The sequence below is a fragment of the Streptomyces sp. WAC05292 genome (genome assembly GCF_003949955.1).
In the GTDB taxonomy this organism is placed as follows: Bacteria; Actinomycetota; Actinomycetes; order Streptomycetales; family Streptomycetaceae; genus Streptomyces; species Streptomyces globosus.
Genome location: NZ_RPSE01000240.1, coordinates 1 through 9,405, shown reverse-complemented (window position 1 = coordinate 9,405; position 9,405 = coordinate 1). Strand labels below are relative to the sequence as shown.

9 protein-coding genes, 4 tRNA genes and 1 pseudogene are annotated in these 9,405 nt (G+C 75.6%); 8 read left to right on the top strand and 6 right to left on the bottom strand.

Features of this window, described 5'->3' with window-relative positions:
* Positions 1-344 precede the first annotated feature (344 nt).
* Both EF903_RS22125 and EF903_RS22120 read left to right on the top strand, forming a co-directional pair.
* Positions 345-1,094, top strand: a complete 750-nt coding sequence (locus tag EF903_RS22125; RefSeq protein ID WP_125545807.1) for a thioredoxin domain-containing protein — start codon at positions 345-347, stop codon at positions 1,092-1,094.
* Positions 1,091-1,957: a cytochrome c biogenesis CcdA family protein gene (locus EF903_RS22120; RefSeq protein ID WP_125545805.1), complete on the top strand. Its 867-nt coding sequence runs from the start codon at positions 1,091-1,093 to the stop codon at positions 1,955-1,957. The genes EF903_RS22125 and EF903_RS22120 overlap by 4 nt, the downstream gene beginning before the upstream one ends.
* 39 nt (positions 1,958-1,996) lie before the next feature.
* On the opposite strand, the gene EF903_RS22115 is transcribed toward EF903_RS22120, so the two are convergent.
* The 3 genes from EF903_RS22115 to EF903_RS22105 all read right to left on the bottom strand — a co-directional run bounded on the left by EF903_RS22115 (position 1,997) and on the right by EF903_RS22105 (position 2,277).
* Positions 1,997-2,070, bottom strand: a tRNA-Phe gene (locus EF903_RS22115).
* A 22-nt stretch (positions 2,071-2,092) separates the two neighbouring features.
* Positions 2,093-2,166, bottom strand: a tRNA-Asp gene (locus EF903_RS22110).
* 38 nt (positions 2,167-2,204) lie between these two features.
* Positions 2,205-2,277, bottom strand: a tRNA-Glu gene (locus tag EF903_RS22105).
* Positions 2,278-2,404: 127 nt separating this feature from the next.
* Here EF903_RS22105 and EF903_RS22100 point away from each other — a divergent pair.
* The 5 genes and pseudogenes from EF903_RS22100 to EF903_RS22080 all read left to right on the top strand — a co-directional run bounded on the left by EF903_RS22100 (position 2,405) and on the right by EF903_RS22080 (position 6,392).
* Positions 2,405-2,755, top strand: coding sequence for a metallopeptidase family protein (locus EF903_RS22100; protein ID WP_185902767.1), 351 nt, complete (start codon positions 2,405-2,407; stop codon positions 2,753-2,755).
* A complete protein-coding gene (locus EF903_RS22095; RefSeq protein WP_125545803.1) occupies positions 2,752-3,249 on the top strand; it encodes a CrcB family protein in 498 nt (165 codons plus the stop codon). The genes EF903_RS22100 and EF903_RS22095 overlap by 4 nt, the downstream gene beginning before the upstream one ends.
* A pseudogene (locus EF903_RS22090) lies at positions 3,246-3,419 on the top strand (fluoride efflux transporter FluC); the annotation flags it as partial. The gene EF903_RS22095 and the pseudogene EF903_RS22090, both read left to right, overlap by 4 nt.
* 456 nt (positions 3,420-3,875) lie before the next feature.
* Positions 3,876-6,137 carry a DEAD/DEAH box helicase gene (locus EF903_RS22085; protein ID WP_125545801.1) on the top strand — a complete coding sequence of 754 codons (2,262 nt, stop codon included), beginning with the start codon at positions 3,876-3,878 and terminating at the stop codon, positions 6,135-6,137.
* 182 nt (positions 6,138-6,319) lie between these two features.
* Positions 6,320-6,392: transfer RNA gene (locus EF903_RS22080), tRNA-Lys, on the top strand.
* 52 nt (positions 6,393-6,444) lie between these two features.
* Here the strand turns inward: EF903_RS22080 and EF903_RS34235 are convergent.
* Entirely contained in the window at positions 6,445-6,621 is a 177-nt protein-coding gene (locus EF903_RS34235) for a hypothetical protein (protein WP_185902766.1), read from the bottom strand.
* Positions 6,622-6,968: 347 nt separating this feature from the next.
* Here EF903_RS34235 and EF903_RS22075 point away from each other — a divergent pair, with 347 nt between their 5' ends.
* Positions 6,969-7,952 (top strand): helix-turn-helix transcriptional regulator, encoded by a 984-nt coding sequence (locus EF903_RS22075; RefSeq protein ID WP_125545799.1) that lies wholly within the window; start codon positions 6,969-6,971, stop codon positions 7,950-7,952.
* Between the two features lie 22 nt (positions 7,953-7,974).
* On the opposite strand, the gene EF903_RS22070 is transcribed toward EF903_RS22075, so the two are convergent.
* Both EF903_RS22070 and EF903_RS34230 read right to left on the bottom strand, forming a co-directional pair.
* Positions 7,975-8,469, bottom strand: coding sequence for a rhodanese-like domain-containing protein (locus EF903_RS22070; RefSeq protein WP_125545797.1), 495 nt, complete (start codon positions 8,467-8,469; stop codon positions 7,975-7,977).
* Positions 8,466-9,405: hypothetical protein (locus EF903_RS34230; protein ID WP_185902765.1), on the bottom strand; the 940-nt coding region annotated here is incomplete at its 5' end. The genes EF903_RS34230 and EF903_RS22070, both read right to left, overlap by 4 nt.

Here is a 9,405-nt window from a genome sequence, read left to right as displayed (position 1 = left end):
GCCGTACAGGCCTCCGCCGCGGGGCGGTGGGTCGATGGCGGTGGTGTCGGGCGGGGGCCGCGGTGTGGGCCGGGGTCCGGCGGGCCCGAGCGGGCGCCGGCCGTGCCGGCCCGCGCCGGCGCGCAGGCCGAGCACGTCCTCGCCGTCTGTGCCCGTTCCGTTCCCGGCTGCGGGGCTCCCGCCGCCTGCGCCGCGTCCGGGCCGCCGGGCGGGGCGCGTGCCCCGGACCGGCCCGCTCCCGGGCCCGTGGAGCTCTCCGTGATGCGGGTGTAGGAGGGCGCCCGCCCGGCCCGAGCGGCCGGACTGCCGTCCTCCTTTTCCACCACCTCGTCCGGAGCACCCGCATGCCTTCCTCCTCCCGTCCTTCCCGACCCTCCTCCCGCTCCACCGGCAAGACGCTGCTGGCCTGCGCGGGCGTCGTCCTCGCCGCGGCCGCGCTGGGGCTGGCCTCCTGGCAGGCCAACGCGCCCGAGGACCGCCCGGCACGGGGCGGCGGCGCCGTGTCGCAGCCGCGGTCCGAGGACTCCGGCGCCCGCGCCGAGCTGCTGAAGCTCGCCCGCCGCGAGGCCGGAGACCGGCTCGCCGTCGGCCGGCAGGACGCCCCGGTCGTACTGATCGAGTACTCCGACTTCAAGTGCGGCTACTGCGGCAAGTTCGCCCGGGACACCGAGCCCGAGCTGATCCGCAAGTACGTCGAGGACGGCACGCTGCGCATCGAGTGGCGCAACTTCCCGATCTTCGGCGAGGAGTCCGAGGCCGCGGCGAAGGCCGCCTGGGCCGCCGGGCAGCAGGACCGCTTCCAGCAGTTCCACGCCGCCGCGTACGCGCCCGGTGCCAAGGAGAAGGGCTTCGGTGCGGAGCGCCTGCTGGAGCTGGCCCGCGAGGCAGGCGTCCCCGACCTGGAGCGCTTCTCCCGGGACATGGCCGGGGAGGCCGCGGCGGCGGCGCTGGCCCGGGACCGGGAGGAGGGGAGCCGCATCGGTGTCGCCTCGACCCCGTCCTTCCTGGTGAACGGCCGCCCGATCGCCGGCGCCCAGCCGTACGGCACCTTCGCCGCGGTGATCGACGGGGCGAAGGCGGAGGCGGCCCGGTGACGGGCATCGGCTACCTGGCCGCCCTGCTCGGCGGGCTGCTGGCGCTGCTCAGCCCGTGCAGTGCGCTGCTGCTGCCGGCGTTCTTCGCGTACTCGATCGACTCCCGGTCCCGGCTGCTGGCGCGGACCGGGATCTTCTACGCGGGCCTCGCGACGACCCTCGTGCCCCTCGGCGCGGCCTCCTCGACGGCCGGCCGGTTCTTCCACGGCCACCGGGACGCCCTCGTCCTGGCGGGCGGCTGGCTGATCATCGCGCTGGGGGTCGCCCAGGTCCTCGGCAAGGGCTTCGCGCCGCGGCGGCTCTCGGAGCTGTCGGGGCGGATCCGGCCGACGACCGCGCTGTCGGTGTACGCGCTGGGCGCCGTGTACGGGCTGGCCGGCTTCTGCGCCGGGCCCATCCTGGGGAGCGTCCTGACGGTGGCGGCCGTCGGCGGCAGCCCGGTCTACGGGGGCCTGCTGCTCGCGGTGTACGCGCTGGGGATGGCCGTGCCGCTCTTCGCGCTGGCCCTGCTGTGGGAGCGCTTCGACCTGGGGCGGCGGCGCTGGCTGCGCGGCCGGCCCCTCCGCCTGGGGCGGCTGGAGGTGCACAGCACGTCGCTGCTCTCGGGGCTGTTCTTCGTCCTGCTGGGGGCGCTGTTCCTGGCGTACGACGGGGCGAGCGCGCTGCCGGGGCTGCTGGACGTGGAGGATTCGTTCGCGGTGGAGCAGCGGGTGCGGGAGATCGCGGGCGCGGTGCCGGACGCGGTGCTGCTCGGCGCGGCCGCGGCGGGGGCCCTCGCGCTGGTGCTGGTGCGCCGCCTGCGCCGCGGCCCGGGCGCGGATGCCGGGGACGACGCGCCGGAGCCGGCGCAGGCGCGGGAATGACGCGGAAGGCCCCGTCCGATGGACGGGGCCTTCCTTTTGTGGCTGGGGCCGGGGTCGAACCGGCGACCTATCGCTTTTCAGGCGATCGCTCGTACCAACTGAGCTACCCAGCCACGAGACCGTTTCCGGCCTCAGCGATCCTGACGGGACTTGAACCCGCGACCTCCACCTTGACAGGGTGGCGAGCTAACCAACTGCTCCACAGGACCATGCAGTGTGCGAGACAAGTCTTGCACACGGTAATGCGTACCCCCAACGGGATTCGAACCCGTGCTACCGCCTTGAAAGGGCGGCGTCCTGGGCCACTAGACGATGAGGGCTAAAGGCCCGCCGGGGCGCTTTCCAGCGCGTCGGGGACGTGAGAAGCATATGGGATGCGGGGAGGTAACGCCAAAACGGTTTCCCCCGGCAGGCTGCGTGCGCCCGGTGCGGAGGGACAATGACCGGGTGCTGGAGATGACACGCGAGGAGTTCGAAGAGCTCGTCGCCGAGGCCCTGGACCGCATCCCGCCGGAGCTGACGCGGCTGATGGACAACGTGGCGGTGTTCGTCGAGGACGAGCCGCCGGCGGAGGACCCGGAGCTGCTCGGCCTCTACGAGGGGACTCCGCTGACGGAGCGCGGCGAGTGGTACGCGGGCGTGCTGCCGGACCGGATCACCATCTACCGCAACCCGACGCTGCGGATGTGCGAGGACCGGGAGGACGTGATCGCGGAGACGGAGATCACCGTGGTCCACGAGATCGCCCACCACTTCGGCATCGACGACGCCCGGCTGCACGCCCTGGGCTACGGGTGAGCGGTCGGGCCGGGGAGGGCTCCGGCCGGGTCCACCCGGTCGGCCCGGTCGACCCGGACGTCGACCTGCACGTGCCGGCGCAGCGCGCCGAGCCGCTGGGGCCGGTCCTCGCGGCGGTGGCGGCGGGCGGCGCCCTGGGGGCGTCGGCCCGGTACGGGCTGGCGCTGCTGTGGCCGGCGTCTCCAGCGGGCTTCCCGTGGGCGGTGTTCTGGACGAACGCGGCCGGCAGTGCGCTGATCGGGGTGCTGATGGTCCTGATCGCCGAGGGCGGGCGGACGGCGCCGCACCCGCTGCTGCGGCCGTTCGCCGGGACCGGTGTGCTCGGCGGGTTCACCACGTTCTCCACGTACGCGGGGGACTTCGCCCGGCTGTGGGCGGCGGGCGAGCCGGGGCGTGCGCTGGCGTACGCCGGGGGCACGCTCGCGGCGGCGCTCGGTGCGGTGTGGGCGGCGGCCTCGGTGACGCGGCGCGCGGTGCGCGGGGGACGCGGGTGAACTGGCTGCTGGTGGTGGCGGGTGCGGCCGTCGGGGCGCCGCTGCGGTACCTCGTGGACCGGGCGGTGCAGGCACGGCACGAATCGGTGTTCCCGTGGGGGACGTTCGCGGTGAACGCGGCCGCCTGCCTGCTGCTCGGGCTGCTGACCGGGGCGGTGCTGGCGGCGGCCCGGCTGTGGTGCTGAGGGAGGCGCGGGCGCGGGACTGCGGGCCGCCGGCGGGCCGCGGCGCCGGCGGCGGCCGGTTCCCGGCGGGTGTCCGTCCGGGGCGTGTCCCTTGCGGGGCAAAGGGAGTTGGGCACATCGACCCGCTCACCGCGGACTCTGACCGCCCACCCGGAGGTGCACCGTGCGCCAGTTGTCCGCTTCCCTCCGCCTGGCCGTCACCGCGCTCGCGGTCGCGGCCACGGCGGGCTGCATGAGCGTCGGCGGGGACGCCGCGAAGCCGGGGCCGTCCGCTTCGCCGGGCCGCAAGCAGGCGGCCGAAGCCGCCCGGACCCGGCGCCGATCCGAAGCGCGCCGCGTGGCGCGTTTCTCCCTAGCCGTGGCTGACCGCATTGAGGCGGTCGAATTGCGATTCACGGAGTTTGGGCGCGTGCCGAGACTCCGGAAGGTTTCGCATTTCGCATGTCCATTTCCAGTTCTGACCGTGCCGTCATGCCCGAGAACGACTCCCACGAGATCGTGGACGCCGTCGAGGCCCTCGTGGTGACGGAGGCCATGGAGGCCGCCGAGGCGGACGAGATCATCGAGGCGCTCGAGGCCGACGTGGCGGGCGACCGCGACGCCGAGTCCGACGAGCCCGAGATCACCTTCGCCGACCTCGGCCTGCCCGAGGGCGTCGTCCGCAAGCTCGCCCAGAACGGTGTCACCGTCCCGTTCCCGATCCAGGCCGCGACCATCCCGGACGCCCTGGCCGGCAAGGACATCCTCGGCCGCGGCCGCACCGGCTCCGGCAAGACCCTCTCCTTCGGCCTGCCGACCCTGGCCCGCCTGGCGGGCGGCACGACCGACAAGAAGAAGCCCCGCGCGGTCATCCTCACCCCGACCCGCGAGCTCGCGATGCAGGTCGCGGACGCCCTCCAGCCCTACGGCGACGTCCTCGGCCTGAAGATGAAGGTCGTCTGCGGCGGCACCAGCATGGGCAACCAGATCTACGCCCTGGAGCGCGGCGTCGACATCCTCGTCGCCACCCCGGGCCGCCTGCGCGACATCATCAACCGCGGCGCCTGCTCCCTGGAGAACGTCCAGGTCGCGGTCCTCGACGAGGCCGACCAGATGTCCGACCTGGGCTTCCTGCCCGAGGTCACCGAGCTCCTGGACCAGGTCCCGGCCGGCGGCCAGCGCATGCTGTTCTCCGCCACCATGGAGAACGAGATCTCCACCCTGGTCAAGCGCTACCTCACCGACCCGGTCAGCCACGAGGTCGACAGCGCCCAGGGCAACGTCACGACCATGTCGCACCACGTCCTCGTCGTGAAGCCGAAGGACAAGGCGCCCGTCACGGCCGCCATCGCCGCCCGCAAGGGCCGCACCATCATCTTCGTCCGCACCCAGCTGGGCGCCGACCGCATCGCCGAGCAGCTCGTCGAGGCCGGCGTGAAGGCGGACGCGCTGCACGGCGGCATGACGCAGGGCGCCCGTACCCGCGTCCTCGCCGACTTCAAGGACGGCTACGTCAACGCCCTCGTCGCCACCGACGTCGCCGCCCGCGGCATCCACGTCGACGGCATCGACCTGGTCCTGAACGTGGACCCGGCCGGCGACCACAAGGACTACCTGCACCGCTCGGGCCGCACCGCCCGCGCCGGCAAGTCCGGCGTCGTCGTCTCCCTGGCCCTGCCGCACCAGCGCCGCCAGATCTTCCGCCTCATGGAGGACGCCGGCGTCGAGGCCTCGCGCCACATCGTCCAGGGCGCCGGCGCCTTCGACCCGGAGGTCGCCGAGATCACCGGCGCCCGCTCGCTGACCGAGGTCCAGGCCGACTCCGCGAACAACGCCGCCAAGCAGGCCGAGCGCGAGGTCGCCGAGCTGACCCGCCGCCTGGAGCAGATGACCCGCCGCGCCGCAGAGCTGCGCGAGGAGGCCGACCGCCTCGTCGCCCGCTCCGCCCGCGAGCGCGGCGAGGACCCGGACACCGCGATCGCCGAGGCGGCCGAGGCCGCCCAGGCCGAGGTGGCCGCACAGGTCGCCGCCGCCGCGGCGGCCGAGGAGCGCCGGGAGCGCACCGAGCGCCGCGACGACCGCGGTGACCGCGGTGACCGCGGTGGCGACCGTGGCGGCTTCCGCCGTGACGACCGGGGCGACCGCGGTGGGGACCGTGGCGGTTTCCGCCGTGACGACCGCCCGTCGTTCAACCGCGACGACCGCGGTGACCGCGGTGGGTTCCGTCGTGACGACCGGGGCGACCGCGGTGGCGACCGTGGCGGCTTCCGCCGGGATGACCGCCCGTCCTTCAACCGCGACGACCGCGGTGACCGCGGCGGCGACCGTGGCGGCTTCCGCCGCGACGACCGGGGCGACCGCGGTGGCGACCGTGGCGGCTTCCGCCGCGACGACCGGGGCGACCGCGGTGGCGACCGTGGCGGCTTCCGCCGGGATGACCGCCCGTCGTTCAACCGCGACGACCGCGGTGACCGCGGCGGCGACCGTGGCGGCTTCCGCCGCGACGACCGGGGCGACCGCGGTGGCGACCGTGGCGGCTTCCGCCGCGACGACCGCGGTGACCGCCGTGACGACCGCGGCGGCTTCCGCCGGGACGACCGCCCCTCCGGCGGCTTCCGCTCCGGCGGCGGCGACCGCCCGTACGGCCGCCGCGACGACAACCGCCCGTCCGGCTCCTTCGGCGGCCGCCGCGACGACAAGCCGCGCTGGAAGCGCAACGGCTGATCCCCGGCACTGAAGAACGCCCGACAGGGCCCCCACGGCACCGCCGCGGGGGCCCTGTCCCGGTTCCGCAGCGCCTCAAGGGGCCGTCCCCGGGCATCCCTTGCCGCATCCGACGGGGCCGGTCGGTCGATACCCGATCGGCTGACCGGCGCGGTCCGGCTATGCTCTGGGGTGGGCAGTGAGGGCCATTAGCTCAATTGGCAGAGCAGCGGACTTTTAATCCGTTGGTTGTCGGTTCGAGTCCGACATGGCCTACGGCCGGGGAGCGCCCCGCGCGGTTTCGACCGCGCGGGGCGCTTTCGTGTGGTCAGGACCAGCCCGGGTCGCGCGGCGCGGGGGCCGACCAGCCGGGCTCGGCGACCACGCGGTGGGCCGGGTCCGCGGGGGATTGCGGTGCGGAGGCCCGGCCGGTGCCGTTCACGCCGGCGACGGCGATCAGGGCGGCGGCGGTGGCGGTGGCGAGGGTGGCGAGCGTGCGGCGCATGGTGTCGATGCCTCTTATCGGACCGTGGGGATGAGGGCGGTTGGCCGGATCCTGTGCCCCGGCGTGCCGCCATCGTGTCGAGCGGACGGGCCGCTGTCGCCGGTTCGGCGGTGGCACAAAGCGCTCTGACACATCTCTGCCAGCGGCCCGTTCCGCCGCGCCGCGCCGATGGGTGACGGTATGTCCGGCGGTGCTGTCCGCGTGATGGACGGTGTTTGTGCGGGCCATGGCTGGTATGGACAATCCTGGGTGCATGATCGGCCCTCGGAGGGCCGCGCATCCTGCCGCCAGCGTTGTCGGTGCAACAGCCGTGCTGCCGCTCCGAACCGCGAGCTGGGGGGCTCCCTTTGTTGGTTTCTCTCGGGCTGACCGAGCGCTCGGACGCGCTCTACCGGCTCATCCTCAAACGGCCGGATCTCGCCGTCGGTGCCGCCGCCGCCGAACTGGGCCGGCCGGAGGACGACGTACGCGGCGACCTGGAGGAGCTGACCCGGCTGTCGCTGCTGGCGCCCTCCTGGCGCAGTGACGGACGGCTGCGCGTGGTCAACCCGAAGGCGGCCCTGGACTCGCTGCTCGCGCACCAGCAGGCGGAGATCGCCCAGCGGCACCGGGCGCTCGCCGAGAGCCAGGCCGCGGCGAGTGCGCTGCTGTCGCAGTACGCCGAGCTGCATCCGGCGCCGCCCGCGCACGAGGCGGAGCGGTTCCTGGGGGTCGAGGCCGTGCGGGCCAAGCTGAGCGAGGTGTCGTCCCGCACCCGCCGCGAGTCGATCAGCTTCCACCCCGGAGGGCCCGTGCCCGCGGCCCAGTTCAGGGCCAGCGAGCCGATCACCGAGGAGCTCATCGCGCGCGGCGTGAAGATCCGCACCGTCTACCAGGACGCCATCCGCAACGACCCGGCCAGCCTGGAGCACGCGCGCTGGCTGACCGAACGGGGCGGCGAGGTGAGGACGGTGCCGTCGCTGCCGATGCGGATGGTCATCGCCGACCGGGAGTTCGCGCTGCTGCCGATCGACCCCGCGGACAGCGCGCTGGGCGCGGTGCTGCTGCGGGAGCCGGGGGCCGTCGCCGCGTTCTGCGCCCTGTTCGACTCGGTGTGGGAGACGGCGCTGCCGTTCGGGGAGCCTCCGCGGCGGAGCCTGGACGATCCGGGCTCGCAGCCGCGCGAACTGCTGCGGCTGCTGGCGCAGGGCTACACCGACGAGGCCGCCGCCCGCCGGCTGGGGATCTCCCTGCGCAGCGAGCGGCGGCTGATCTCCGAGTTGATGGAGAGGCTGGACGCGCACAGCCGGTTCCAGCTGGGGCAGCGGGCCGTCGAGCAGGGGCTGCTCTGACGTCCGGCGCCCGCCCGGCGCGTCAGCAGCCGCAGGCGGCGCCTTCGGCGGCGGGGGCGGTCAGCGGGTCGGGGGCGGAGCGGCGCAGCCCGGCGGAGTCCTCGACGGGGAAGCCCTCGCGGGACCAGTACTCGTAGCCGCCGAGCATCTCCTTGACCCGGTAGCCGGCGGTGGCGAAGGCGTGGGCGGCGCGGGTCGCGCCGTTGCAGCCGGGGCCCCAGCAGTAGGTGACGACGGTGCTGCCGGGCGGTACGGCGTCGGCGGCGCGGGCCGGGATCTCGTCGGTGGGCAGGTGCACGGCGCCGGGGATGCGGCCCTGGGCCCAGGCTTCGGCGCTGCGGCTGTCGACGAGGACGAAGCCGGGGGCGCCGGACTCGATGTCGGCGTGGACGTCGGCGACGTCGGCCTCGAAGGTGAAGCGGCGGTGGAAGTGGGCGGCCGCGGCCGCCGGGTCGGCGGGCGGTACGCGCAGCACCTTGGAGGCGGTGGCGGGTGAGGTCTGCGGGGCGGTGGTCATGCGGTGTGCTCCTTGGGACGGGGGCGGCGCAGGGCCGCCACGGCGATGAGGCAGTACAGGGCCGCGGTAGCGGCACCGGGGCCGGCGAGCAGAAAGGCGGCGGGCAGGCCGGCGGCGGTGCCGCCGGCGAGGAAGGCGAGGGCGAGGGCGGCGGCGGCGAGGACGCCGCCGCGGCGGGAGCGGCTACCGCCGAGCTCGGTCCAACGGGCGGCGGCGGCACGGAGGTTGGTCCCGCAGTACGACCAGCACAGCCCGGCCGCGGCCGCACCGAGGAAGGCTGCCGCGACGGGATGCGGCTCCGGCGCGGACGGGCCGGGCGGGGCGGTCAGTACGGCGTACAGGGCAGCGGCGGCGGCCAGCCCGAGCAGGGCGCCGACCAGCACCCGGGGGCGGGCCGCGGACGGCACGGCCCCTTCGAGCCCGACCCAGCCGAACAGCAGCGGCACGGCCGCCGCGGCGGCCCACCACCCGGTGGCGCCGGAACCGGGCAACGGCCCGCCGAAGCCCCACCAGGCCGCGGCCACCGCGGCGACGGCGGCGAGCCGCAGCCGCCGGGCGGCGGGCGAGGGGCCCCGCGGACCGAGCCAGGCGCGGCAGGCGGCCGCGGCCAGCACGGCGGCGGCCACCACGTGGGCCCGCCGGCCGGAGTCGCCGCCCGGGGCGAGCGCTGCCGCGGCGTAGCCGCCCGCCGCGAGGGCGACGGCCGCCTGGCCGGTGGCGAAGCCGCCGAAGTACAGCGCGGTGGCCGCGCGGACCGCGCGCGGGCCGAGCCGGTCCCGGACGAACGCGGTCGGCCCGCGGCGGTCCGTGCCGCCCGCGGCGGCGACGAGCAGGCACCAGCAGGCGAGCGCGGCGGCCACCGCCGCCACGGTCCCGGCGGGCACCGGCCCGAGGACCCCCGGCAGCACCAGCAGCCCTGCCCCCAGCACCCCGAGC

Bases quoted from the DNA above. Each gene is read 5' to 3' on its own strand.
- EF903_RS22070 (WP_125545797.1), bottom strand. From the start codon at position 8,469: ATGACCACCGCCCCGCAGACCTCACCCGCCACCGCCTCCAAGGTGCTG.
- EF903_RS22125 (WP_125545807.1), top strand. From the start codon at position 345: ATGCCTTCCTCCTCCCGTCCTTCCCGACCCTCCTCCCGCTCCACCGGC.
- EF903_RS34235 (WP_185902766.1), bottom strand. From the start codon at position 6,621: ATGCGCCGCACGCTCGCCACCCTCGCCACCGCCACCGCCGCCGCCCTG.
- EF903_RS22085 (WP_125545801.1), top strand. From the start codon at position 3,876: ATGTCCATTTCCAGTTCTGACCGTGCCGTCATGCCCGAGAACGACTCC.